The sequence below is a fragment of the Candidatus Competibacter phosphatis genome (assembly GCF_012939995.1).
Classification (GTDB): Bacteria; Pseudomonadota; Gammaproteobacteria; order Competibacterales; family Competibacteraceae; genus Competibacter; species Competibacter phosphatis.
Genome location: NZ_SPMZ01000029.1, coordinates 36894 through 60325, shown reverse-complemented (window position 1 = coordinate 60325; position 23432 = coordinate 36894). Strand labels below are relative to the sequence as shown.

The 23432-nt window shown below is 61.9% G+C and carries 25 protein-coding genes and 1 pseudogene; 11 read left to right on the top strand and 15 right to left on the bottom strand.

What is annotated here, in order from left to right; translation table 11 throughout:
• Positions 1-13 precede the first annotated feature (13 nt).
• From E4P82_RS10920 to E4P82_RS10885, 8 genes and pseudogenes are all read right to left on the bottom strand, one after another.
• A complete protein-coding gene (locus E4P82_RS10920) occupies positions 14-652 on the bottom strand; it encodes a hypothetical protein (RefSeq protein ID WP_169248907.1) in 639 nt (212 codons plus the stop codon).
• Positions 649-978: a hypothetical protein gene (locus E4P82_RS10915; RefSeq protein ID WP_169248906.1), complete on the bottom strand. Its 330-nt coding sequence runs from the start codon at positions 976-978 to the stop codon at positions 649-651. Before E4P82_RS10915 ends, E4P82_RS10920 begins: the two co-directional genes overlap by 4 nt.
• Positions 975-1361 (bottom strand): hypothetical protein, encoded by a 387-nt coding sequence (locus tag E4P82_RS10910; protein WP_169248905.1) that lies wholly within the window; start codon positions 1359-1361, stop codon positions 975-977. Before E4P82_RS10910 ends, E4P82_RS10915 begins: the two co-directional genes overlap by 4 nt.
• Complete coding sequence (locus E4P82_RS10905; protein WP_169248904.1) at positions 1358-1732, bottom strand: HMA2 domain-containing protein; 375 nt, start codon at positions 1730-1732, stop codon at positions 1358-1360. Before E4P82_RS10905 ends, E4P82_RS10910 begins: the two co-directional genes overlap by 4 nt.
• A gap of 131 nt (positions 1733-1863) precedes the next feature.
• Positions 1864-2115 (bottom strand): hypothetical protein, encoded by a 252-nt coding sequence (locus tag E4P82_RS10900; protein ID WP_169248903.1) that lies wholly within the window; start codon positions 2113-2115, stop codon positions 1864-1866.
• Position 2116: 1 nt separating this feature from the next.
• A pseudogene (gene feoB, locus E4P82_RS10895) lies at positions 2117-4014 on the bottom strand (ferrous iron transporter B).
• Positions 4011-4373 (bottom strand): FeoA family protein, encoded by a 363-nt coding sequence (locus tag E4P82_RS10890; protein WP_169248902.1) that lies wholly within the window; start codon positions 4371-4373, stop codon positions 4011-4013. Before E4P82_RS10890 ends, feoB begins: the two are co-directional and overlap by 4 nt.
• Positions 4374-4838 (bottom strand): ferritin-like domain-containing protein, encoded by a 465-nt coding sequence (locus tag E4P82_RS10885; protein WP_169248934.1) that lies wholly within the window; start codon positions 4836-4838, stop codon positions 4374-4376.
• A gap of 286 nt (positions 4839-5124) precedes the next feature.
• On the opposite strand from E4P82_RS10885, the gene E4P82_RS10880 reads away from it, so the two are divergent.
• Both E4P82_RS10880 and ssb read left to right on the top strand, forming a co-directional pair.
• Entirely contained in the window at positions 5125-6480 is a 1356-nt protein-coding gene (locus E4P82_RS10880) for an MFS transporter (RefSeq protein WP_246327524.1), read from the top strand.
• An 88-nt stretch (positions 6481-6568) separates the two neighbouring features.
• Positions 6569-7045 carry a single-stranded DNA-binding protein gene (gene ssb / locus E4P82_RS10875; RefSeq protein ID WP_211203118.1) on the top strand — a complete coding sequence of 159 codons (477 nt, stop codon included), beginning with the start codon at positions 6569-6571 and terminating at the stop codon, positions 7043-7045.
• Between the two features lie 59 nt (positions 7046-7104).
• On the opposite strand, the gene sohB is transcribed toward ssb, so the two are convergent.
• From sohB to E4P82_RS10850, 5 genes are all read right to left on the bottom strand, one after another.
• Positions 7105-8085 carry a protease SohB gene (sohB, locus tag E4P82_RS10870; RefSeq protein ID WP_169248900.1) on the bottom strand — a complete coding sequence of 327 codons (981 nt, stop codon included), beginning with the start codon at positions 8083-8085 and terminating at the stop codon, positions 7105-7107.
• 108 nt (positions 8086-8193) lie between these two features.
• Positions 8194-9963 (bottom strand): AAA family ATPase, encoded by a 1770-nt coding sequence (locus tag E4P82_RS10865; protein ID WP_169248899.1) that lies wholly within the window; start codon positions 9961-9963, stop codon positions 8194-8196.
• Between the two features lie 167 nt (positions 9964-10130).
• Positions 10131-10709, bottom strand: coding sequence for a formylglycine-generating enzyme family protein (locus E4P82_RS10860; RefSeq protein WP_281383681.1), 579 nt, complete (start codon positions 10707-10709; stop codon positions 10131-10133).
• The gene (locus E4P82_RS22835; RefSeq protein WP_281383686.1) at positions 10657-10809 is read right to left on the bottom strand and encodes an SUMF1/EgtB/PvdO family nonheme iron enzyme; all 153 of its coding nucleotides are present in this window, start codon (positions 10807-10809) and stop codon (positions 10657-10659) included. Before E4P82_RS22835 ends, E4P82_RS10860 begins: the two co-directional genes overlap by 53 nt.
• The gene (locus E4P82_RS10850; RefSeq protein WP_169248896.1) at positions 10796-12211 is read right to left on the bottom strand and encodes a serine/threonine protein kinase; all 1416 of its coding nucleotides are present in this window, start codon (positions 12209-12211) and stop codon (positions 10796-10798) included. Before E4P82_RS10850 ends, E4P82_RS22835 begins: the two co-directional genes overlap by 14 nt.
• A 122-nt stretch (positions 12212-12333) precedes the next feature.
• Here E4P82_RS10850 and miaB point away from each other — a divergent pair, with 122 nt between their 5' ends.
• The 6 genes from miaB to E4P82_RS10820 all read left to right on the top strand — a co-directional run bounded on the left by miaB (position 12334) and on the right by E4P82_RS10820 (position 18384).
• Positions 12334-13698 carry a tRNA (N6-isopentenyl adenosine(37)-C2)-methylthiotransferase MiaB gene (gene miaB / locus E4P82_RS10845; RefSeq protein ID WP_169248895.1) on the top strand — a complete coding sequence of 455 codons (1365 nt, stop codon included), beginning with the start codon at positions 12334-12336 and terminating at the stop codon, positions 13696-13698.
• Between the two features lie 23 nt (positions 13699-13721).
• Positions 13722-14705, top strand: coding sequence for a PhoH family protein (locus E4P82_RS10840; RefSeq protein WP_211203117.1), 984 nt, complete (start codon positions 13722-13724; stop codon positions 14703-14705).
• A complete protein-coding gene (gene ybeY / locus E4P82_RS10835) occupies positions 14702-15175 on the top strand; it encodes an rRNA maturation RNase YbeY (RefSeq protein WP_169248894.1) in 474 nt (157 codons plus the stop codon). Before E4P82_RS10840 ends, ybeY begins: the two co-directional genes overlap by 4 nt.
• A complete protein-coding gene (locus tag E4P82_RS10830; RefSeq protein WP_169248893.1) occupies positions 15172-16041 on the top strand; it encodes an HlyC/CorC family transporter in 870 nt (289 codons plus the stop codon). Before ybeY ends, E4P82_RS10830 begins: the two co-directional genes overlap by 4 nt.
• 124 nt (positions 16042-16165) lie before the next feature.
• Positions 16166-17683 carry an apolipoprotein N-acyltransferase gene (gene lnt / locus E4P82_RS10825; RefSeq protein WP_169248892.1) on the top strand — a complete coding sequence of 506 codons (1518 nt, stop codon included), beginning with the start codon at positions 16166-16168 and terminating at the stop codon, positions 17681-17683.
• Positions 17680-18384, top strand: a complete 705-nt coding sequence (locus E4P82_RS10820; protein WP_246327523.1) for a transglycosylase SLT domain-containing protein — start codon at positions 17680-17682, stop codon at positions 18382-18384. The genes lnt and E4P82_RS10820 overlap by 4 nt, the downstream gene beginning before the upstream one ends.
• A gap of 210 nt (positions 18385-18594) precedes the next feature.
• Here E4P82_RS10820 and E4P82_RS10815 read toward each other — a convergent pair whose 3' ends face one another.
• A complete protein-coding gene (locus tag E4P82_RS10815) occupies positions 18595-19128 on the bottom strand; it encodes a zinc ribbon-containing protein (RefSeq protein WP_169248891.1) in 534 nt (177 codons plus the stop codon).
• Between the two features lie 176 nt (positions 19129-19304).
• On the opposite strand from E4P82_RS10815, the gene E4P82_RS10810 reads away from it, so the two are divergent.
• A complete protein-coding gene (locus E4P82_RS10810) occupies positions 19305-19898 on the top strand; it encodes a CDP-alcohol phosphatidyltransferase family protein (RefSeq protein ID WP_211203116.1) in 594 nt (197 codons plus the stop codon).
• Positions 19895-20989, top strand: a complete 1095-nt coding sequence (locus E4P82_RS10805; RefSeq protein WP_246327522.1) for an AI-2E family transporter — start codon at positions 19895-19897, stop codon at positions 20987-20989. The genes E4P82_RS10810 and E4P82_RS10805 overlap by 4 nt, the downstream gene beginning before the upstream one ends.
• A gap of 23 nt (positions 20990-21012) precedes the next feature.
• Here the strand turns inward: E4P82_RS10805 and E4P82_RS10800 are convergent, their stop codons facing one another.
• Positions 21013-22416, bottom strand: a complete 1404-nt coding sequence (locus E4P82_RS10800) for a phenylacetate--CoA ligase family protein (protein ID WP_312914762.1) — start codon at positions 22414-22416, stop codon at positions 21013-21015.
• Here E4P82_RS10800 and E4P82_RS10795 point away from each other — a divergent pair, their 5' ends adjacent.
• On the top strand, positions 22417-23427 hold the full coding sequence (locus E4P82_RS10795; RefSeq protein WP_169248890.1) for an esterase-like activity of phytase family protein: 1011 nt from the start codon (positions 22417-22419) through the stop codon (positions 23425-23427). It abuts the gene before it with no gap.
• Positions 23428-23432: the final 5 nt, after the last annotated feature.

Genomic DNA, 23432 nt, shown 5'->3' with positions numbered 1-23432 from the left:
CGGAACGGTGTGTTTACTTGCTGGATTGAGTTTCCGTCTTGATCTCGGCCTCGGCGTCCTTGAACCGTTCCTTGATTTCCTCGACGCCGCCCTGGAACAGGCTCCACAGCTTGACCATGGACTTGATGGCGTTCTTCTGCACCGAGTCGTTGGTCAACAAGAAAGTCAAGGCCGCGCCCGTGATCGCGCCCTTGACGAAGCGTTCATCGTGAAAATTGAAGAAGCTGCCCAAGCCACTGGGGTGATGAGGGGCATGCGTCGCGTAAGCCGATGGGTAGGCGTGAGCACCGGGATGCGCGCCATAACCCGGAGGAGCGGACCACTGACCCTGAGATGGCGACCCGTAATAGGTGGCGGGATGCCCGCCCCGGTGGTGATCCTGATGCGCCCAGGGCGGATTGTTGCCCGGCGCGGGCGGATGGCCGGCGGCGCCACGATACTGATCTTGGTAGCCACCGTATTGACCGCCCTGCTGTGCCCAAGGCGGTGGGCCATTACCCGGCGCGGGCGGATAACCGTAACCATTCGGATAAGGATCCTGGCCATCGTGATAGCGCGGTCCGTAACCCTGTGGACCGGCTTGTGGCGGTGTGACCGGCCCTCGCGGGCCAGCCTGCGGTGGTGGCATCTGATTGTCTTGGGGTTCGTTCATGCGGATTCTCCCGGTTTCGATGGATTCAACAGATACACCAGCGCGGTACCGGTGACGAACATCGCGGCAAAGCGCGTCAACGGTTTGCGGCCCAGACTTTGCCCGACCAGAGTCGCGGCGGCGGTGGTCAACCCGGTAACGGCGCCGGCGTGCAGGACTTCGTTCAAGGCCACATGAGCGTCATGGCGCTTGAGTTGCGCGGCGGTGGCCGCCGCCGCGCCCACGGTCGCGCCCATGGCGGCGCTTCGCAATACCGCCACGGTGGCCGGCGACCATGGTGTGTGGTCGCCATGCGGATAGGGTGAGGGATAATGACGATCGCTCACGCAAACACTCCTTCGGATGGATGGGAAAAAAGGTGAGCGCGGTCGACGATCAGGCCGACTTCCGCCAACAAGTCGGGCAGCGCTTCATCTCGGCTGTGTAGCAAGCGTTCCCACCATTGCGGTGGAATACGCCGGGCGTCGTACTCGATCACCAGCGAAGCGGCGGCCTTATTCAAACGCAGCGCGGCGATGCCCGGTAGCTGTGCCAACCAGGCTTCCGGCACAGCGTCCGGGTATTGCGCCAGCCAGTGCGATACGCCGGTCCGCAGCCGTAGCCGCAGTCGTCCACGCACATGATGGATCAGACGCAAATGAGGCAGCAGGCTGGCCAATCGTCGCCACTCGTCGGGGCTAAATGGGGTTTCCGTACCCGATGACCTCAACGGAATCCCCTCGCCAACGACAGCACCGAGGTTTCCACGCTCTTGCGTAGCAAGGTGCCGAACAGGGCATTACCGAACAGGGCACCGACCTGCTTGACCAACGCGCCATTGCCGCTTGAGGCCATCGGGCTGGCGGATATGGCGCTGTCCAGACAACCGGCCTTGTGGAGGTGATACAGAATATCGTCGGCACTGAGCTGGGCAGGGTCGTAATGGATCAGCACACTGCCGATCTTGCCGTTGTGGGCATGGTTCTCGATGCCCGGCAGGTCTCCCAGGATCTGGCCCAGATGGTTCTGACACTCGGCCCGACGCAAACACGCGGTCTTGATTCGTAAGCGACCCGGAACATGATGGATGTAGTAGTTCATCGCAATGACCTCCTCAAACGGGATCGAATGAAAATTTGGGCAAGCCGAGGGTGTTCAGTGAAACCGATGCGCCTTGCCATCCAGCGTACCGTGGCGGGGATGCTGGATGGCCGGCGGGACCGGGCGCTCGATCAATGACTGCTGGACGGGGACCGCTCGCGGCGCTGGACGGCGACAGGGTAAGCTTTGATCCGCAACTTGGAGCAGGAGGACGATCCCGAGGCACAACCACCGCAACCACCGGTGGCTGCGGTGTCCTTCGCCAGACCGTCACGATCTCGGCGCGTGCCGAACCGAAACATCCCGGCGGGCGCATAAGTACGCAACACGGCCAACGCGGCAATCACCACAATCAACAACGCCAAACCATCCTGCCACATCATCTCAGCCTCCTCCCATCGCCAGCGCCACCCGGTAAGTAACGAACGCGGCGAGATAGGCCAGCACCATCAGGTAGACGAACATGAAGGTCGGCCAACGCCAGGAATTGGTCTCGCGCCGGGCGGCGGCCAGCGTCGCCAGACACTGCGGCGCAAACACGTACCAAGCCAGCAACGCCAAGGCCGTCGCCAATGTCCAATCATGAGCCAGCGTCGCGGTCAAGGCTTCGGTAACCGTGCCTTCGTCGCCACTCAGGGCGTACACGGTGCCGAGTGCCGCCACCGCCACTTCGCGTGCCGCCAAACCCGGTACCAAGGCAATGGCAATCTGCCAGTTGAAGCCGATGGGAGCCAACAGCGGCTCCAGCCCACGCCCGATCAGGCCAGCGAGACTGTAGTAAATGGGTGGCTCCGTCGCGCCAACCGGCGGCGCGGGAAAGGTCGAGAGAAACCAGAGCAATACCAAGACACTCAGGATGATCGTACCGATCCGCCGCATGAAGATCCGGGCGCGCTCCAACAAACCAAGCAATACATTCACCGGATTCGGCCATTTGTAGCTGGGCAGTTCCATCAGCAAGGGTTGCCGGCCGCCGCGCAACAAGGTCAGGCGCAGCACGCCCGCCATCACCAACGCGCCGACGATGCCCGTTGCATACAAACCGAACATGACCAGCCCCTGCAAACCGATTCCGCCCCAGACCGTGGTGTTCGGTATGAAGGCCGCGATCAGCAGGACATACACCGGCAATCGCGCCGAGCAGGTCATCAGCGGCGCGATCAGAATGGTGGTCAAGCGATCCAGGGGATGGGCGATGGTGCGCGCCGCCATGATGCCGGGAATGGCGCAGGCGAAGCTGGACAGCAGAGGGATAAAGGCACGCCCGTTCAGGCCGACCATGCTCATCAGGCGATCCATCAGGAACGCGGCACGGGTCATGTAGCCGGAATCCTCCAGCAACAGGATGAACAGGAACAAAATCAGGATTTGTGGCAGGAAGATCACCACGCCACCCACCCCGGCGATGACTCCGTCGATCAACAGGCTCTTCAGCAGGCTATCCGCCATATGTTCGGAAAGCAGCGCCTGCAAGCTCGCCATGCCGCCGTCGATCCAGTCCATCGGCGCTTCCGCCCAACTGAACACGGCCTGAAACATCAGGAACAGGAGGCCGAGTAGAATCAGCGGTCCGACCATCGGGTGCAGCAGAACCCGGTCCAATTGCCGGGTAAGACGCTCCGGCGTGCCCTCCTGGACGACCGCTTCCCGCAGCAGTTGCTCCACCTCTCGGTGATAAGCCCGGATCGCCTCCGGTGTGGGTTCCACCCAGTCCGCGGTTGCTCCGCTCGTAACCGGGGGCTGGTTCAACAGGGTATCGATCTGGCTCAGCAGGTCTTGCACCCCGTTCTTGCGCATCGCCACGGTGGTCACCACCGGAATGCCCAAGTGCCGGGACAGCGCCTCAAGGCTGATCTGGCAACCGCGTTTTTGCGCGATGTCCATCATGTTAAGCGCCAGAATCAGCGGTCGACCCAATTGCCGCAATTCCAACAGCAACCGCAGATGCTGGTTCAGATTGGTGGCGTCGGTCACGCAGACCACGGCATCCGGCAACGCCTCCCGCGCCTGCCGACCCAACACGACATCGCGAGTGATGGCCTCGTCGGGACTGCGCGCGCGCAGACTATAACTGCCGGGCAAGTCGAGGAGCTCGACCGTACGACCGACCGCGTCCGCAACCGGCCGCTTTTCCGCTCGACGGTCACGCCGGGATAGTTGGCGGTCTTTTGTCGACCGCCGGTCAGGGTATTGAACAGGGTGGTCTTGCCGCTGTTGGGCGGCCCCACCAACGCGATCCGGGCCAACCGGACCTCTTCGTTGGCCAGGGTGACGGCGGTCATGACGACGCATACTCCAGAGTGAGCCCCGGCTTGGCCTCCACTGCTGAATCGTGCAACGGTCCGACCAGCACGGCATTGGCTTCGCAACGGCGCAAGGCGATCGTCATGGTTTGGTTGATGCGCACCGCCAGCGGATCTTGCCCCAGGAAACCGTGGTGCAGCACCTCGACCCGCGCGCCTTCCACAAATCCCATTTCCAGCAGACCGCGTTCGATATCGTGGCCGCCCATCTCGCTGCTCACGGCCAGGACACGACCGGCACTACCTCGCCGCATCTGCCCCAATGGTTGGGTGAAGCCCAGGCCCACGGCTTGGCCCAAGGCAAAGGCCTGGCGTTCCTGTTCGCTATGGTTGTTCATTCAGGTACCCTCCTTGGCCGTCCGGGTCTGGCCCGGTACCCGTAGCATCTTATCCACTTCATCCAGGTGGGTTTGTTCCTCGGCAATCATGGTCCGGGCGTATTCCTCCAGGCGCACATCCCGATCCTGCGCACAATCCAGCAGTTCGTAGTACGCTTTGAGCGCCTCGCCCTCGTGCGCCAGCGATTCCCGCAGAATATCGCCGATATCGTGCTGATGCGTTTCCAGCAACGGGCCAATGCCCAGCGAGGGGTGACCACCCAGGCTGGTGATCAATTCCCCGGCTTGACGAGCGTGCAGCAGACTTTCATCGGCTTGCGCATTGAGCCAGCCGACGATGGGAATACGGCTGTAGCCGTACACCATCAACGCGTAGTGGGTGTAGCGCACCACGCCCGCCAACTCCAGTTCGAGAATTCGATTCAATACGCTGATAGTGGCGTTTCTATCGAGTGCTTGGGTCATGTTCATGCCGCCTTTTCGTCGTGGGAGAACGGTTACTTGCATCTCGTCCGGCGCGAGAATGGCCACGCTGGCGTGGTTCATCGCGATCGGTCCCGTCATGTCTTGAAAACATAATAATAAAAATGAGAATCATTCTCAAACAAAACGTAAGCAATGATTATCCATGTGCGCAAACAACAGCTATCCATGCGGGCAAAGATCGAGGGTAGTATCATGGGCAATCTTGACTCGAAGACAGACGGAGACTTGAAGCAGGATGAAGGCAGGCGGTTTAGTGCATGACGGGATGACCAACAACGAACGCCAGACAGCACTCTGGCTGGCGAGCGTGTTTTCGCTGCGCATGTTGGGCTTGTTCATGATCCTGCCGGTGTTCGCGCTGTATGCCGAACACCTGCGCGGCAATACGCCGGCGCTGGCGGGTTTGGCGATAGGCGTTTACGGTTTCAGCCAGGCGCTGTTCCAGATTCCCTTCGGCTTCCTGTCCGACCGCTACGGCCGCAAGCGCATGATTTATTTGGGCCTACTGATCTTCGCCCTGGGCAGCGTGGTGGCGGCGCTGGCCGATTCCATTTGGGCGGTCATCCTCGGCCGGGCGCTACAAGGTGGCGGCGCGGTATCGGCGGCGGTGATGGCGCTGGCGGCCGATCTGACCCGCGAGGAACACCGCATCAAGGTCATGGCCTTCATCGGCATTACCATCGGCCTGTCCTTCGCCGTCTCGATGATCATGGGACCGGTGCTGAATGGCTGGATCGGGGTACCCGGCATCTTCTGGCTGACCGGCCTGTTCGCCCTGCTTGGCATGGCCGTGGTGCGCTTTCAGGTACCCGATCCCACGGTGAGTCGGGTCCACCGCGACGCCGAGCCGGTCGCCTCCCAGTTCGGCCGGGTGCTGTTCGACGGTCAGTTGCTGCGGCTCAATTTCGGCATCTTCACCCTGCACCTGCTGCTGACCGCCACCTTCGTCGCCGTGCCGCTGGCGCTGCGCGACGCCGGTCTGGCGAGCGGGAAGCATTGGGAAGTCTATCTACCGGCGCTGCTGTTCTCGATGGCGGCGATGGTGCCCTTCATCATCGTTGCCGAAAAACAGCACCGGCTCAAACCGGTGTTCCTGGGGGCGATTCTGCTGCTGGCACTGACCGAGTTCGGCCTGTTGACCCTGCACGACAGCGTGCTGGAAATCAGCCTGCTGATGCTGGCGTTCTTCACTGGCTTCAACCTGCTGGAAGCCACCCTCCCTTCCCTGATCGCCAAGATGGCGCCGCCCGACGCCAAGGGTACGGCGATGGGCGTCTATTCCAGTAGCCAGTTTCTGGGGGCGTTTGCCGGCGGGGCGCTGGGCGGTCTGCTGCACGGGCGGGTTGGCCTCCAGGGGGTCTTCGCTTTCGCGACGCTGGGCGCGCTGGCTTGGCTGCTGGTGGCCTGGACCATGCGGAACCCGAGTTATCTGAGCAGCTATCTGCTCAATGTGGGTGCGCTGGACGAAGGGCAAGCCTGGGATCTGGCGGCGCGGCTGACGCAGGTACCTGGGGTGGCGGAGGCGGTGGTCATCGCCGCCGACGGGGTGGCTTATCTCAAGGTGGACCGGCACGCGCTGGACGAAGCGGCGCTGCGAGCCTATGCGGCGACGGAACGCTGAGCGACGCCTACGTATCCCGCCAATCTATGGCATGATGCCCGTACTAACCACCCATTGAGATTGAAAGAGAATTAAGGAGTAAATCGCCATGGCCAGCGTCAACAAAGCGATTCTGATCGGCAACCTGGGCAAGGACCCGGAGGTGCGCTACATGCCCAGCGGCGACGCGATCACCCACATCAACATCGCCACCACCGAAACCTTCAAGGATCGCGAGGGGATGAAGCAGGAACGCACCGAGTGGCATCGCGTGGTCTTCTTCGGCGCTCTGGCGAAAATCGCCGGCGAATATCTGAAAAAAGGCCGTTCGGTGTACATTGAGGGCCGTATTCAGACCCGCAAGTGGCAGGGTCAGGACGGCCAGGACCGCTACACCACCGAAATCGTCGCCAACGAAATGAAAATGCTGGGTGGCCGTGGCGACTCCGGCGGCGACGCCTCGTTCGAGCCGCGCACCTCGGAAGCAGGCGAGCCAGCGTCGAGAGCGCCGCAGAGCCCGGCGCGTACCCCGTCGCCGTCCAAGCCGGATGTGGATAACAGTTTCGACGACGATATTCCGTTCTGAATCAGTTGGAGTATCGCAACGCCCAGGCCGGTTGCCGCCCGCGCAACCGGCCAACACGCTCAGAATCGCCCCAACGCCTCCCCGGTCTGCGCCAGCAACCGAGCCAACCAGGGCTTCTTGCCGGTGTAGGCGATTTCGTACAGATCCGCCTCGGCGCTGGCGTCCAGCAGATAATCGTCACTGGTGCGCAGCTCGTCCACCAATTGGCACTCCAACGCCCGGGTACCGTACCAGTGCTCGCCGGTCGCCACCCGCTCCAGCTCGACCCGAGGACGATGGGTCTTGACGAAGTCCTTGAACAGGGTGTGCGCGTCTTCGATTTCCTCCTGAAACTTATGCCGACCCTGATCGGTGTTCTCGCCGAAAATCGTCACCGTGCGCTTGAATTCGCCGGCCGTGAACTGTTCGTAATCGACATCGTGTTTCTTGAGCAGGCGGTTGAAATTGGGTAACTGGGCGACGACCCCGATCGAGCCGAGCACGGCGAACGGCGCGGCGATGACGTGGTCGGCCACGCACGCCATCATGTAGCCGCCGCTGGCCGCCACCTTGTCGACCGCCACGGTCAACTTCACCCGCCGGTCGCGGATGCGCAGCAGTTGCGCCGCCGCCAACCCGTAGGCATGCACCAACCCGCCGGCGCTCTCCAGCCGCAGCACGATTTCATCCTCCGCTTGGGCGACGGTCAGCACCGCCGTGACCTCCTCGCGCAAGGACGCCACCGCCGTACCGCGAATGTCGCCGTGGAAGTTCAGCACGAACACCCGCCGGCGCTCAGCTTTCTCGCGCTGTTTGTCGTGCGCCTTGCGTTCCTTTTGGGCCTGCTTGAACTGCTTTTTCGACAAAATGGCCGACTTGAGCGCCAACGCCATGCCATCGTAATTCTCGTTGAGATGGCGGATGTCCAGTCGCCCATGGCTCTCTCCCCGTTGGCCGCCGCGCGCCACCAACGCCACGATGCCGCCCACCATGACCAGCAACGCCGCCACGATGGTCACGGCCTTAGCCAAAAACATGCCGTATTCACTCAAAAATTCCATCAAGCTCCGATCTCCAAGGGGCTGTCAAACGGGTCGCTATCTTATCACTCCCTCCGAAAAGACGAGCACGGAGTCTTCTCGCTCTCCTTCCCATGGCCGCATCCGTCCTCACCACACCAGCCGTTCCAGCCCGATACTCACCACCGCGTGGGTACGCAGCTTGAGACTCTCGCTGTCGGTGCGCTTCAGGGTTTCCCGATAGGCGGTCAACTGAATTTCGGCTTCCCGCAACTTTTCCGCCACCACGGACAGGGCGCGTAATTCGTCCCGCGTTTTCGCCGCCAGCTCGGCACTGGTCAGGCCGACCGCTTTGAGACCGACCTTTTTAAATTCCAGCAAGTGGTCGAGCAATTGATACTGACGCATGTCGGGCCGCACCCGCAGCATGAGATCGCCGTACCCCCGTCCCAGCGCCGGTTCCGAGTCCATGATGTAGAAAGCATCGTTGAACAGCACCACCAGAAACGCCGTTTTCACCACCAGCTCATTGCTCCAGCGCAAATCCCGGTTGTCGAAGACTTTGAAATAAGTTTGTTCGAGCAGGTCGCAGAGGGGGCCAAGGTCGCCGGTGGCGTAGAACCGTTCGACCACTGCCTGTCGTTGTTCCTGATCTTCGTAGCGTGGCAGGAGCTGTTCTTGCAAGCGCTCGACGTAGAGCTTACGAATCACTTGATTGGGAATGGCCAGTTGCAGCTTGCCCAGGGCATCCCGCCCGGCTAGGGTGAGAACGCCGAAGTAATACAACAAGGTGGCGAGAAAATCGGGATTCTTCGGGGCGGTGAGCATGTCCTGCACCCCGAAGCGGTTGACCAGTTGCGCGACGGCGAGCGGTTCAGCCGGATTCAGGGCGCGGTTGACCAAGGCTTCGCCGTGGGGCAGCCGGGCGACATATTGAATCCGGTTTCGATCCATCGCCAGGTTGTCGTCCAGCAGTCGGGTCGGAAAAACGCCGTCCTCGGCCAAGCGCTTGAGAAAGTACAACACCAGGGTCGGGTTGTAGACTCGCTCGTCGCGCTGCGGGGTGAAACGATAGCCGTTGTAGAAGTCACGCATCAGCGTCAAGGCCGTGTCGACCTGACCGGCGCCGAGGTCGTGCGCCACCGCCACGGTGTCCAAGGCAACGCGCAGTTCGGTCTCGGTAAACCCGCACAGATCGTGGAATCGAGGCCGTTGCGAGAGGTCTTCGGCGACGTTGTAGCCGCTGGTCATGTCGCTCAACACCACCGGCGAGATGCCGGTCAGGAATACCCGGTCGACGCCGCGTCCTTCCGCTCCGGCCTTGACCGCCTTGAAGAAGGTTTTGATGGTGCCCTCGTTTTCAACCAGGCGCTGATAGCGATCCGTGCCGCGCCACGGGCTGATCATCACTTCGTTGGCGAAATTGTCGTATTCGTCAACCAGCAGATAGAGCTTGTACGGGGTTTGGGAAATGGCGCTGGTCAGGGATTGAAAGGAGGCGATGCCATCGTCGGGTTCGATGTCGACCCGACCCTCCAACCAATCGCCATAACGAGCCATCATGGCCTTGATCTGGATATTCAGATGGTGAAACAAGGAAGCGCGAACGGCGTCCGAGTCGCCGTGGGGGTCCACCACGGAAAAGTTGAGATTGAGGATGAAATAGCGATTGTGCCGTGGCGTCGGATTCTGGCCGATCTTCAGCCCGCCGAACAGTTGCTCGAAATCGTCCGCCCGCGCCAAGTCGTAGTAGTTTTCCAGCGTGGACAGCCACAGGCTCTTGCCGAAGCGGCGCGGGCGCAGGAACAACAGTTGGCTCCCGGTTTCTTCCAGCAGAGCGATACGGTCGCTGCGATCCACATAGAAATAGCCTTCCTCTCGGATCTTGCGGAAGTCGGCGATGCCGTAGGGAAAACGCATGATCATCACCTCGTGGAAAATGGAAGGCGTTCCCCTCCTTGAGCAAGGAGGGTTGGTGGGAAATGCTGGTGTGGTTCGATTGTGGATAACCCCCCTCAAAAAAACATGCGCGGAAAAGAACGTGCGCTTCGCGCGTGATAACATTTAATATAATTAATATCAAATAGTTATATTGATCTGGCAAGACGGAATCCTAGGTAGTTGAAGCGATACGTCGGCGTATCCCAGCCGCGGCCAGCGGAACGCACCCTCGCGAGCCTGTTGCTCCAGGAGCCACCTCGTACTGCCATGGCACCGAACGTATCACTGTTAGCACATTTTAGCTCCGCGCCGCCGTAGTTCTCGTCGTACACCGAGCAGGTCCATTCCCACACGTTGCCCATTGTGTCGTGCAGTTTCCAGGGGTTGGGAGTGAAGGAACCTACCGAGGTCGTCTTTGCCCGGTAATCCTCAGTCCTTGCCCCACAATCCGAAGTGCCATAGCCATAGTTACCATTGTAATTGGCTTGCGCGGTCGTGACGCAGCACCCCGTCCAAAATGGGGTCTCCGTCCCCGCTCGCGCGGCGTATTCCCATTCCGCTTCGGTGGGGAGGCGGTAGTCTTGGCCGGTCTGTTTCGAGAGCCATTTGGTATAAGCCACAGCGTCGTGCCAGCTCACCCTGATGACGGGTCGGTCGCCTCGACCCCAGCCTTCATCGTCCGGTTTTTTCTCGGCCAGTGGCCGTGCAGAAGTGGTCGTATTCAACGAAGGTAACTTCATATTGACCCATGGCGAAGGCTTCCACCGAAACTCGGTGGCGCCGCTCGTTATCTCTCCGCTCCGCTTCAGATTCAGGGCTGCCCATCCAGAACTTGCCCGCTGGAATGACCACCATGGCCGGCCCTCGCGTGCTGTCGCTTAACATGTCTTGGAAGACTTGGAGCGCTGGCCGCTTGGGCACGGGGGGCCGGTGCGGTTGTTCCAAAAAACAGCCTCAGCAGCCCCCGTAAACCGCGAGGCGATTTCGGTTCGGTCAGAAGCGGGGATGCGAGCATAATCGCCGGTTGCGGTTCTGGCCGGGGGTGGGACTCCGATCGGGGTATGGCAGCGGTTGGGGATTGGGTACGGGGCACGGGCGAGGGTTCGAGTCGAGGAGCGTGAGCCGGTTCGGGCGAGATCGGCGATTTTGACGCGACTTGGGGCTGCTGCTGCGGGCGCGGCTTGTCCTCTTCCGCCAGCGCGGTTTCCAGATACTGCTTCAGTTCAGCAACTGATTGCAGCCGCTGTTCCGGTTCCACCGCCAGCGCTCGGAGCAACGCGGCGTCCAGCGTCAGCGGCAGATCGGGGACAAAGTGTCGGGCCGGTTTGAGCACATCCGATTGTTGCAGCAGCGTCGCCTGTTTCCGGTCCAGCGCCGACGACACCCGATGCCCGGTCAGCATAAAGTGCAGCGTCGCCGCCACGGCGTAGACGTCGGTCCACGGTCCCTGCCGGTTCAGATGATCTTGCAGGTATTGTTCGTAGGGCGCAAAGCCCTCGGAATAGATCAGCAGGCTGCGACTGTGGGTACCGCTCACCTGCCGGGCCGAGCCGAAATCCAGCAGGATCAATTCGTCGTCCCTGGTCAGGTACAGGTTGCCCGGTTTGATATCCCGGTGCATGAAGCCGGCTTGATGCACTTTCTGCAAACCGTCCAGCACCGGCAGCAGTAGCGCGACCACCCGCCGCCACGGCAACTGGACTCCCGGTTGTCCTTTCCGGGGCGGTTTCAGATGCCGCGCCAAGTCCTCGCCCTCGTAGTAGTCCATGACCAGATAGGCGGTGTCGTTCAGTTCGAAGAAGTTCACCACCCGCACCAGATGCGGGTGCCGTAGCTGTGCGATCGTTTGCGCTTCTTGCAGGAAGGTGCGCAATCCGTAGTGGAACAGCTCTTCGTGGTCGCGGCTGTTGAGCACCACCGTCTTGCGGTCGGTCGAGCGCCCGACAAATTCGCTGGGATAGTATTCCTTGATCGCGACCTTCATCTTCAGGGTGACGTCGAAGCCGCGATAGGTGATCCCGAACCCGCCCTGACCCAGCTTTTCCCCGACCACGTAGCCCTTGAGTTGCGTCCCGACCGGCAGTAGCGCGGCGGATCGTCCCTCGGCATTGGCCCGGTAATGACAGATCGGACAGACGCCGGCCGCGTCCCATTCGCGCGGGCGAAAGCAGCCCGGACAGGTGACCTCGACCGGCTGGGTGCGGGTTTCTTCCGATGGCGCGGTCATAATGGCAAGCCCTCCGCAAGCCCCCATACATAGTCCTATCGGCGCTGACAAACTCCTTGCCTAGCGCCCCCCCAACGGCGATGCTATAGTTTCCCACCGATGTTATTGTTCAAAAATCACCGATGACGCGCAAACTTTACATCAAGACCCACGGCTGCCAAATGAACGAGTACGACTCCGCCAAAATGGCGGATGTTCTGCGCGTGGCCCACGGTCTGGAGCGCACCGACGATCCCGATCAGGCGGACGTCCTGCTGCTCAATACCTGCTCCATCCGCGAAAAAGCCCAGGAAAAGGTGTTCTCGCAACTGGGTCAATGGAAAGCCCACAAATCCCGCCACCCCGATACGGTGATCGGCGTCGGCGGCTGCGTCGCCAGTCAGGAAGGCGAAGCGCTGCGCGAGCGGGCGCCGCAGGTGGATTTGGTGTTCGGTCCGCAAACCCTGCACCGGTTGCCGGACATGCTGTCGGCCGTGTGGGCCAATAGGCAACCCGTGGTCGATATCTCGTTCCCGGAAATCGAAAAATTCGATCGTTTGCCGGAACCGCGCGCCGAAGGGCCGACCGCCTTTGTCTCGATTATGGAAGGTTGCAGCAAATACTGCACCTTCTGCGTCGTTCCCTATACGCGGGGCGAGGAAGTCAGCCGCCCCTTCGACGCCGTGCTGACCGAAGTGGCGGCGCTGGCGGCGCAGGGCGTGCGCGAAATCACCCTGCTCGGCCAGAACGTCAACGCCTATCGCGGCCCGATCGGCGACGACGAAACCGCCGATCTGGCACTGCTGATCGAACATGTCGCCGCCATCGACGGTATCGACCGCATCCGCTACACCACCTCCCACCCGGTGGAATTCTCCGATCGGCTGATCGAGGTCTACAGCCGCGTCCCGCAACTGGTCAGTCACCTGCACCTGCCGGTGCAAAGCGGTTCCGACCGCATCCTGGCGTTGATGAAGCGCGGCCACACCGTGCTGGAATACAAGGCCAAGATCCGCAAACTGCGCGCCGCGCGCCCGGACATCAGCCTGTCCTCGGATTTCATCATCGGCTTCCCCGGCGAAACCGAGCGGGATTTCGAGGCGACCATGGCGCTGATCGACGAAATCGGCTTCGACCACAGTTTCAGCTTCCTCTACAGCCCCCGGCCCGGCACCCCCGCCGCCAATCTGACCGACCCCACGCCGCTGGCGACCAAGAAAGAACGATTGGCGCAACTGCAAGCGCGCATCGAGGATGGGGCGCGCGCCATCAGCCAGGGGATGATCGGTACCGTCCAGCGGGTGCTGGTGGACCGACCCTCGCGCAAGGATGACCGGCAACTGTCGGGACGCACCGAGAACAATCGCGTGGTCAACTTCGACGGTCCGCCCGGACTGATCGGCCGCTTTGCCGATCTCGCCATTACCGAGGCGCTGCCCAATTCCCTGCGCGGCCGGCTGCAAGCCTGTCCGGAACCGCCGGTCGCCACCCTCAGACAAGCCAGCTAGCGGATATCCGAGCCGCCCGCGCCTTGAACCTAAACACTGCCCCCCAATTTCGGGATTTATTGCTGGAACCCGCCGACAACGCGCGTCTGGCCAATCTATGTGGGCATCTGGACGAGCACCTGCGCCAGATCGAACGCCGGTTGGGCGTGGAAATCAACAATCGCGGCCATCAGTTTCGAGTGATCGGCGAATCGGCGGCAATTACGGTGACGGTCGCGGTGCTGGAAGCGCTGTACCGAAACACCCGCGACGAAACGCTGACCCCGGCCAGCGTGCACCTCACCCTGCAGGAAGCCGGCGCCGACACCCTGGTCGATGAGTTGGAGCCGGACACCGACGAAGTGCTGATCCGCACCCGGCGTGGCCTGATCCGTGGCCGCGGTCCCAACCAACAGCGCTACCTATGGAACATCAAGCACCACGATCTGAATTTCGGAGTCGGCCCGGCCGGTACCGGCAAAACCTATCTGGCGGTGGCCTGCGCCGTGGATGCCCTGGAATCCAGCACGGTGCGGCGGTTGGTTCTGGTGCGGCCGGCGGTGGAAGCCGGCGAACGGCTGGGTTTTCTGCCCGGCGACATGGCGCAGAAAATCGATCCCTACCTGCGACCGCTCTACGACGCCCTGTACGAAATGCTGGGTTTCGAGCGGGTCACCAAACTGATCGAGCGCGGCATCATCGAAGTCGCGCCGCTGGCGTTCATGCGCGGCAGAACCCTAAACGATTCCTTCATCATCCTCGACGAGGCGCAGAACACCACCGTGGAGCAGATGAAGATGTTCCTGACCCGGATCGGCTTCGGCTCAACGGCGGTGGTCACCGGCGACGTCACTCAGGTCGACCTGCCACGCAACGTCCAGTCCGGCCTGCGGCAGGTGCTGCAGGTCCTGAAGGATGAGGAAAGCATCGGCATGACCTTCTTCAACGCCCGCGACGTGGTGCGACATCCCCTGGTGCAGCGCATCGTCAACGCCTACGCCCGTTACGAACAGGACAACCCTTCATGACACTGGAACTGGACTTGCAGATCGCCCTGGACATGCCGGGATTGCCGGCTGAGAGCGAGTTCCGCCGCTGGGCCGAAGCGGCGCTCGCCGGCGCGGGCTATCGGCGCGATGCCGAACTGACCGTCCGCGTGGTCAACGAAGCCGAAAGCACGGCGCTCAACGAAACCTATCGCCATAAACAGGGGCCAACCAACGTGTTGTCCTTTCCGTTCGAGGCGCCGCCAGGCGTCGAAAGCGCTTTGCTGGGCGATGTCGTGATCTGCGCCCCGGTGGTGCTGCGCGAGGCGTTCAATCAGGAAAAACCGGCCGAGGCGCACTGGGCACACTTGGTCGCGCATGGCGTTTTGCACCTACTGGGCTATGATCATCAACATGAATCGCACGCCGAAACCATGGAAACCCTGGAAATCCGCATCCTGATGGGGCTCGGCTATCCTGATCCTTATGGAGACCCACAAGACCGATCATGAACGACGAGCGAGCCGAATCAAGCCATAAATCGTGGCTGGAACGTTTAAGCTCCGCCCTGATGGGCGAACCCAAGGACCGGGACGAACTCATGGCGTTGTTGCGCGACGCCCAGCAACGGGAACTGCTGGACGCCGACTCCTTCAAGATGATGGAAGGCGTCATGAAGGTGTCGGAAACCCAGGTGCGAGATGTTATGATTCCGCGCGCGCAGATGGTGGTGCTCGAACATGACTGGAACCTGGAGCGCCTGATCGCCGAAATCGTCGAATCCGGCCATTCCCGCCTTCCGGTCATCGACGAAAGCAAGGACAACGTCATCGGCATCCTGATCGTCAAGGACTTGCTGAGCCACGCCTTCGACCGCCGTGAAGACTTCGATCTCCGCGCCCTGCTGCGTCCGGCCAAGTACATCCCCGAAAGCAAGCGCCTCAATATCCTGCTCAAGGAATTCCGCGGCAACCGTCTGCACATGGCCATCGTGGTCGACGAATACGGCGGCGTGGCCGGATTGATCACCATCGAGGACGTGCTGGAAGAGATCGTCGGTGAAATCGACGACGAACACGATACCGACGACGATAGTGCCTTCATTCGCTCCCAGGGCGACTCCTTCATCGTCAAGGCATTGACTCCGGTCGAGGATTTCAACGCGTACTTCCAAGCTACCCTCAGCGACGAGCGCGCCGATACCGTCGGCGGGCTGGTCATGATGGAGCTGGGGCGACTGCCCAAGGGCGGCGAAACCGTGGACCTGGATCGGTTCCACTTCCGGGTGCTGCGCGCCGACAACCGGCGGATTCATCTGCTGGAAACCAGCTTGCACGATGGCCAGGAAGCTGCGCCGCCCGCCACAGAGAACATCTGATTCCGGCGCCGCGCAAACCCTCTTCCCCCCAGAGGGTTTTTTCTTTGTCGCCACGCCCTTGCAAGCCGGTAACCCTCTTTCTCCAACCGGGTGAGCCGAACCCATCGATACCTGTCCGCCGATCATGATGCCCGATCTTTCACAATGCCGCCCCCTCGCCACCGACCTGTTGGCCTTTACCGCCGGGGCGCTGCTGCCGCTCGCTTTCGCGCCGTTCGGGATCTGGCCGTTGGCGATCCTACTGCCCGTCATCCTGTCGTGGAGCTGGGACCATACCTCGCCACGACGGGCGGCGGCGCGCGGCGGGCTGTTTGGCCTGGGTGCATTCGGTTTCGGTATTTACTGGATCTTCATCAGCCTGCACGATTATGGCAATGCCCCGGCGGCATTCGCGGCGCTCGCCACCTTCGCGGTGGTGGCGGTATTGGCGTTGTATCCAACCGTTTTGGGCTATCTGATCGGCCGCTGGGGGCCACCCCCCGGTCCGGTTCGCTGGCTACTGGTCCTCCCGGCGCTGTGGACGCTGCTGGACTGGGTCAGAAGTTGGCTATTCACCGGATTTCCCTGGCTGGCGGTGGGTTACAGTCAGATCGATTCGCCGCTGGGCGATCTCGCGCCCTATCTCGGCGTGTTCGGCGTCGGCTGGGCGGTGTTGGTCAGCGCGGGCTTGTTGCGGGCGTTGCTGAACAGCGGTCGCGGGCAAGAACGCTTGCTCTGGCTGGGCATGCTGGCGGCTTTATGGCTCGGTGCCTGGAGTCTGGGTCGCATTTCCTGGGTCGAGCCGGCGGGACCACCGCTGCGCGTCGCCCTGGTCCAGGGCAACATCGCTCAGGATCGGAAATGGCAACCCGCCGTGCTGGAAGAAACCCTGCGGCGCTACGTCCAGCTCAGCCTGAGCGAGCATGGCCGCGCCGACGTCATCGTCTGGCCGGAGACGGCGATCCCGATTTTTCAGGATGAGGTCCATGCCTTCCTGACCGCGCTGGCCGAAAGTGCCCGACGCGCGAACGTCGACTACGTGACCGGGATTCCGACCGGCTCGTGGGAAACCAACGTCTTCCACAACAGCGTGATCGGCATCGGTCGATCGCCCGGCATCTACCAGAAACGCCGCTTGCTGCCATTCGGCGAATACCTGCCCCTGCGCTCGTTCTTCCTGTTCTTTCGGGACTGGGTGAATATCCCGATGGCCGACTTCACTCCCGGCGAGCACGATCAGCCGCTGCTGCGCGCCGGTGGGCAGCCGGTCGGGATCTCCATCTGCTTCGAGGCCGTGTTCGGCGACGAGATCCGCCTGGCGCTGCCCGAGGCGACCTGGTTGATCAACGTCAGCAACGACGCCTGGTTCAAGGACTCCACCGCCCCGCATCAGCATCTGCAAATCGTGCGGATGCGCGCCCTGGAAATGGGTCGCTACCTGGCCCGCGCCACCAATACCGGCCTCTCCGCCATTCTCGACGACCGTGGCCGAATCATGAACCGAGGCGCTCAGTTCGAGGCCGAAGTCATCCGTGGCGAGGTGCGCCCGCTGCGCGGACTGACGCCCTACGCCCGTTTCGGGGATCTGCCGGTGGTACTGACGATGCTCTGTCTATTGGGTACCGGGTTGTTTCTGGGTCGGCGCGGCACGATCCAACCATGAACGGATGGCGCGCCGCATTCCCGCCCACCTGGCGTGCCTGGATTACCGGAGTGGCACGCCGGTGGATCGCGTTACCGCTGCGGAAACAGGTTGTCTGGGGTGGGAGCCTCATTGTGCTCGGCGTACTCGGTAGTCTGCTGCTGGCTTCGTGCACGACCGCGCCACCGCGCGATATCGACGACGCCTGCGCCATCTTCGAGCAACACGAGGATTGGTTCGCCGACGCCAACGCCGCCAGCCAGCGGTGGGGCGTGCCTTTGCCGATATTGCTGGCGATCATCCACCAGGAGTCCTCCTTCCAAGCCGACGCCCGACCACCGCCTCGCACCTGGTATCTCGGTTTCATTCCCGGCCCCCGCCCTTCCTCCGCCCACGGCTACAGCCAAGCGCTCGATGGGAGCTGGGACGACTACATCGCCGCGACCGGCAACCACGGCGCCGAGCGCGACCAGTTCGACGATGCCGTGGATTTCATCGGCTGGTACGTCAGCGAAACCGCGCGCCGCAACGGCGTCGCCAAACACGATGCCTATCACCAATATCTGGCCTACCACGAAGGTCAGGGCGGTTTCGCCAAACGCAGCTACCGGAGCAAACCGTGGTTGATGGAGCGGGCCCGCCAAGTCAGCCGACAAGCGGCCCGCTACCGCGCCCAACTAGGCCGTTGCGAACCGCCACTCGCGGCGCGGAGACTCATCTAATGCTTCTTCGAATTGGCAATATGCACCGGCGGCGGCCATAAAAAAAACCGCCAGCAGATCCGGCTGGCGGTCAAAGTACAGGATATTGAGCTTAAAACACGCTTCGCTGTAGAAACCAGCTCAAGCGGCACTTAGTTAAAAACAATCCGGCCAAGCGGTAAATCGGGACGATTGACAGATCAATCAGGGTTTATACCTATTTCGCGACACTCACGACTCTTCGGTTACTCGTACGAAGTCGATGCCCCCGCAAACCGGACAAGGCGCAATCGTCGCGCTGGCGAGAAAGGCCATCGACTCCCCACACTTTTCGCATTGCAGGGTACCGGGTCCAGTGATCTCGCCGCTGCGATACCGCTCGGTCTCCACCTCCGCCGCCGACGCTTCGAACGCCAATAGCTCCAGCCGCGATTGATCCACGCCGCGCTGAAGGAATTCCAACATGCGATCTTCGAGCAACTCCAGATCAAATCGCAGCCAAGCGCGTAAATCTTGACCGGTGGTCGTCAGATACTGGCCGGCATCCTCCAGATCGCGTTTCAAATAGCCGCCGATCAAGCGGGCTTCCTCGCGGGTCAATTCGCCCAGTTCCACCGCCTTTTCCGCCGCGTGTTCGATGCTGGCGCGCAGTTGCGGAAGCGCCTCCCGTTCGGCCTGTTCCAGTTCTTCCAGACGGAGTTTCACCCGCTCCATCATGCGGTCGTACGCCTGCACCAGGCGCCTGGTTTGCGTAGGTTCGGTCATATCGTATCTCCTCCATCCGGTTCTCCCGGAACGGGGCCGTCACTCGCTTGACCCCCTCATTCTAGTCGTATTTCCAGCTTGCTGTTTGACGGGATTCGGGTAAGTTATGCTTATCGATACAGCGCTCGAACCCCAACGAGCACGCGCGGTCTCCAAGAGGGACGGGCGGCGCTGACATGACATCGTTACCTGTGAAACCCCGCGATATTCCCAATCTCATCACCGGCCTGCGGATCCTGCTCGTGGCGCCTTTTCTGTGGCTGCTGCTGAAGGAACACTACGGCGCGGCGCTGGTGCTGTTCGTGGTCGCCGGTATCTCCGACGCGCTGGACGGATTCCTGGCCAAATACTACGGCTGGACCAGCGAGCTGGGCGGCATCCTCGACCCCATTGCCGACAAGCTGTTGCTACTGGGCGCGATCCTGGCGTTGGGCTGGCTGCACGAACTGCCGGGCTGGCTGGTCATGCTGGTGCTGGTACGGGATGCCCTCATCGTCGGCGGCGCGATCGGCTATCATTTTCTGATCGCGCGCTTTCAGGCCGCGCCGCTGATGATCAGCAAGCTGAACACCTTGCTGCAATTGACGCTGGTACTTGTGATCGTCGCCAACCACGGGATCATGCCGCTACCGACGTGGCTGCTGGAAACTCTGATCGGCCTGACCACGCTGACCACCGTCTGGAGCGGCGTGGCTTACGTCTGGCGCTGGGGCCACGACGCCTGGCGCCAGCACCATCATCCCTCTGACCGACCGCCACCGTCGTCATGATGCTCGAAAAGCAACCCGACCCCCAACAGCCCAAACTTTCCGATCCGCCACGGGCACGCTTCTGGCTGATCGTCATCGCGGTTTCCGCCGCGCTGCTGTACCTGCTGGCACCGGTATTGACGCCGTTTCTGTTCGCCGCCCTACTGGCCTATCTGGGCGACCCGCTGATCGACCGGCTGGAGGCACGCAAGCTGTCGCGGTCCTTGGCGGTCAGCCTGGTATTCGGCGCGCTCGTGCTCGGCCTGTTGTTACTGCTGCTATTGGTGATCCCAGTGCTCACTCACCAGTTCAAGGGACTGTTGCAGCGGCTGCCGGACTATATCGACGGGTTCAACACCACCATGCTGCCGTGGTTGCGCGATACGCTAGGCATCGACCCGGACTTGTTCAACTTCAGCCAGTTGCGTTCGGAACTGCTCAAATACGCCGATGATATCGGCAATCTGGCCGTCGGCCTGTTGCATTCATTTCGAGAATCGTCCGATGCGATTTTCGCTTGGCTGGCCAACCTGGTGCTGGTGCCGGTGGTCACCTTCTACCTGCTGCGCGACTGGGACCTGCTGGTCGCCCGGATTCACGACCTGCTGCCACGACGCATCGAACCGATGGTCAGCGCGTTGGCGCGGGAATCCGATCAGGTGATCGGTGCGTTCTTGCGTGGCCAGTTCGTGGTCATGGGGGCACTGGCGGCGATCTATTCGACGGGATTGGCAATCATCGGGCTGCAATCCTCTTTGCTGATCGGCATGTTGGCCGGGCTGGTGAGCTTCGTGCCCTACCTGGGTTTGATTACCGGCATCGGCGTTGCCAGCATCGCCGCGATTCTCCAGTATCACAGCCTGCTGAGCGTGATTCCGGTGCTGATCGTTTTCGGCGTCGGCCAGTTGATCAGCGATCTCGTGCTGACTCCGAAGCTGGTCGGCGATCGCATCGGCCTGCACCCCGTGGCGGTACTGTTCGCGGTGCTGGCCGGCGGCCATCTGTTCGGCTTCTTCGGCGTCCTGCTGGGACTACCGGTGGCGGCGGTGATCGCGGTGGTGCTGCGCCACGCCCACGAGGAGTATCTCAGGAGCATCTTCTACAGTGACTGAGCCGCTTCCCGTCCCCTGCCCGTTCAGAACGCCGGTCGCAGGTCCAGCACCCGTCGGGCCTTACCCTCGGACACCGGCAGGCTACCCGGTTCGTGCAGTTCGATCGATGGCTTGACCAGAACGGCGGCACGGATCCGCTCGGCGATGCGCTCGCGCAAATCGCTCAGCACGCGCGCATCGCCAGCGAACAATGCGGCGTGGACTTCGGTCTTGACCGCCAGCCGATCCAGCGCCCCGCGCTTCTCGACCTGAATCAGATAATTGGTGCCGACTTCCGGCGCCTTCATCAGCGCTTCCTCGATCTGCGACGGGAAGACGTTGACCCCGTTGACGATCAGCATATCGTCGCTGCGGCCCTTGATTCGCGCCAGTCGGCGGTGACTGCGCCCGCAGGGGCAATGACCGCCCACCAGATGAGAAAGATCGCGGGTACGGTAGCGCAGCAACGGCGTGGCCTGTCGCTGTAGCGTGGTCAGCACGATCTCGCCGGTCTCCTCCTCAGCGCAGGGCCGCAAACTGTCGGGATCGATCACTTCCAGCAGGTAGGCATCCTCCCACAGATGCAGGCCGGTCTTGTACAGGCATTCGAACGCCACGCCGGGGCCGTTCATCTCGCTCAAACCGTAGGAGTTGTAGGCCTCGATTTCGAACAGTGTTTCGATCTTGCGGCGGGTTTCCTCCGAATGCGGTTCGGCACCGATGAAGGCCTTGCGCAAGCTCGGCGGACTGGTGTCGGTGTCCTCGTCCATCAGCGCCGAGTGCAGATGCAGCAAATAGCTGGGTGTGGCATGCACCACGCTGGTCTGGAAATGTCGCATCAACTGAACCTGACGGCTGGTGTTGCCGGAACTGGCCGGAATCACCAGCATGCCCACCCGTTCGGCACCGTAATGCAGGCCCAAGCCACCGGTAAACAACCCGTAATTGGTCATGTTCTGGAACACGTCGCGGCGACTGGCGCCGGTGGCGACGATGCAGCGGGCCACCAGTTCGGTCCAAGCGTCGAGATCGGCCTGCGTGTGATGAATCACGGTCGGCATGCCGGTGGTGCCGCTGGAGGTATGCAGCCGCACCACCTGCTCCAGATCGACCGCCAGCAGGCCGCGAGGATAGGATTCGCGCAGGTCTTCCTTCGTGGTGTAGGGGATGTCGCGCAGATCGCGCAGGCTGGCGATATCCTCGGGACGATGCAAGCCAACCTCGGCCAGCCGCCGTCGGTAAAAAGGAGTTTTCAGCGCCCAAGCCACGGTTTTGCGGAGATTGGCGAGTTGCAAACGCTCAAGCGCCTCCCGTTCCAGGAACTCGACCGCCGGATTCCAGACCGGTACCTTCATGCTGTTGGCCCTTGCCTCGCCTTTATCGAATACGGTACCGAAATGGTAGCATGAGCGCCCTGACCGTCGCCCCACCGCCGTGCTGGAGTTCACATGTTCCGCTCGTTCCCGATTCTCGTGCTGATGTTCATCTTGCAAAGCGCTTGCGCCCGAGAATTCCAGGCAACGCCCATCACGCTCGCCGATCGATCCGGTCCCGGCGATACCCATGCTGGCATTCGTTGGCTCGGTGCGTTGCGATTGCCCAATGCCGAGTTCAATAGTCTGAAATTGTGCGGTCTGTCCGGCCTGGCCTGGGACGAAGATGAGGAGCTGTTGTATGCCATCTCCGACATCGGTGGGCTATTCCATTTACGGCCGGAATTCGACTCGCGCGGGATACTAACCGGGGTACGGGTAGTGACCGCCTATCCATTGCTGGATGCATCCGGTCAACCGATCCGTCCGCCTTTCGACGATGCCGAGGGTTTGGCGATCCGCAACGGCGACAACCGGACGCCCGGCGATACCGAACTGCTGGTATCGTTCGAAATCAGGCCACGCGTGGTTCGTTACAGCCCTACCGGCCAATGGCGGGGCGAAGAACCCTTGCCCGCGCTCCTCAGCGATTTACGCAACTACCGCGACACCAACCAGGCGCTGGAAGCGGTGACCATCGATCCGCGCTGGGGCGTGCTGACCGGAACCGAGGCACCATTGCGCGACGACCCAGTCGGCCGGATCCGCCTCTTCGCCAGCGATGGCCGATTCTGGAGTTACCCGCTTGGGTCCGCGCCCGGCAGCGCCCTGGTCGCCATGGAAGCGCTGCCCGACGGCGGTCTGCTGACGCTGGAACGCGCTTTCGTCGCCCCCCTGCGGCCTCTAATCATCAGCCTGCGCCGCACCGAGCTGCCGCCAATGGGAGGAGAAACGCCGTTACCGGTGGCCGATGTGGCTGTCCTCGACAGCAGCCAAGGCTGGCTGCTGGACAACTTCGAAGGCCTGACCCGCTATCGGGATCGACGGTTCTTCATAATCAGCGACGACAACTGTAGTGCTTGGCAGGCAACCCTACTGGTGCATTTCGAACTACCGCCCACTACTCCTCGATCCAGCTCGCCTTGAAACAC

Bases quoted from the DNA above. Each gene is read 5' to 3' on its own strand.
- E4P82_RS10880 (WP_246327524.1), top strand. From the start codon at position 5,125: ATGACCAACAACGAACGCCAGACAGCACTCTGGCTGGCGAGCGTGTTT.
- E4P82_RS10920 (WP_169248907.1), bottom strand. From the start codon at position 652: ATGAACGAACCCCAAGACAATCAGATGCCACCACCGCAGGCTGGCCCG.
- E4P82_RS10815 (WP_169248891.1), bottom strand. From the start codon at position 19,128: ATGACCGAACCTACGCAAACCAGGCGCCTGGTGCAGGCGTACGACCGC.
- E4P82_RS10865 (WP_169248899.1), bottom strand. From the start codon at position 9,963: ATGCGTTTTCCCTACGGCATCGCCGACTTCCGCAAGATCCGAGAGGAA.
- E4P82_RS10795 (WP_169248890.1), top strand. From the start codon at position 22,417: ATGTTCCGCTCGTTCCCGATTCTCGTGCTGATGTTCATCTTGCAAAGC.
- ssb (WP_211203118.1), top strand. From the start codon at position 6,569: ATGGCCAGCGTCAACAAAGCGATTCTGATCGGCAACCTGGGCAAGGAC.
- miaB (WP_169248895.1), top strand. From the start codon at position 12,334: ATGACGCGCAAACTTTACATCAAGACCCACGGCTGCCAAATGAACGAG.
- E4P82_RS10890 (WP_169248902.1), bottom strand. From the start codon at position 4,373: ATGAACAACCATAGCGAACAGGAACGCCAGGCCTTTGCCTTGGGCCAA.
- sohB (WP_169248900.1), bottom strand. From the start codon at position 8,085: ATGGAATTTTTGAGTGAATACGGCATGTTTTTGGCTAAGGCCGTGACC.
- E4P82_RS10810 (WP_211203116.1), top strand. From the start codon at position 19,305: ATGACATCGTTACCTGTGAAACCCCGCGATATTCCCAATCTCATCACC.
- E4P82_RS10850 (WP_169248896.1), bottom strand. From the start codon at position 12,211: ATGACCGCGCCATCGGAAGAAACCCGCACCCAGCCGGTCGAGGTCACC.
- E4P82_RS10805 (WP_246327522.1), top strand. From the start codon at position 19,895: ATGATGCTCGAAAAGCAACCCGACCCCCAACAGCCCAAACTTTCCGAT.
- E4P82_RS10905 (WP_169248904.1), bottom strand. From the start codon at position 1,732: ATGAACTACTACATCCATCATGTTCCGGGTCGCTTACGAATCAAGACC.
- E4P82_RS22835 (WP_281383686.1), bottom strand. From the start codon at position 10,809: ATGGGCAGCCCTGAATCTGAAGCGGAGCGGAGAGATAACGAGCGGCGC.
- E4P82_RS10820 (WP_246327523.1), top strand. From the start codon at position 17,680: ATGAACGGATGGCGCGCCGCATTCCCGCCCACCTGGCGTGCCTGGATT.
- E4P82_RS10885 (WP_169248934.1), bottom strand. From the start codon at position 4,838: ATGACCCAAGCACTCGATAGAAACGCCACTATCAGCGTATTGAATCGA.
- lnt (WP_169248892.1), top strand. From the start codon at position 16,166: ATGATGCCCGATCTTTCACAATGCCGCCCCCTCGCCACCGACCTGTTG.
- ybeY (WP_169248894.1), top strand. From the start codon at position 14,702: ATGACACTGGAACTGGACTTGCAGATCGCCCTGGACATGCCGGGATTG.
- E4P82_RS10900 (WP_169248903.1), bottom strand. From the start codon at position 2,115: ATGATGTGGCAGGATGGTTTGGCGTTGTTGATTGTGGTGATTGCCGCG.
- E4P82_RS10830 (WP_169248893.1), top strand. From the start codon at position 15,172: ATGAACGACGAGCGAGCCGAATCAAGCCATAAATCGTGGCTGGAACGT.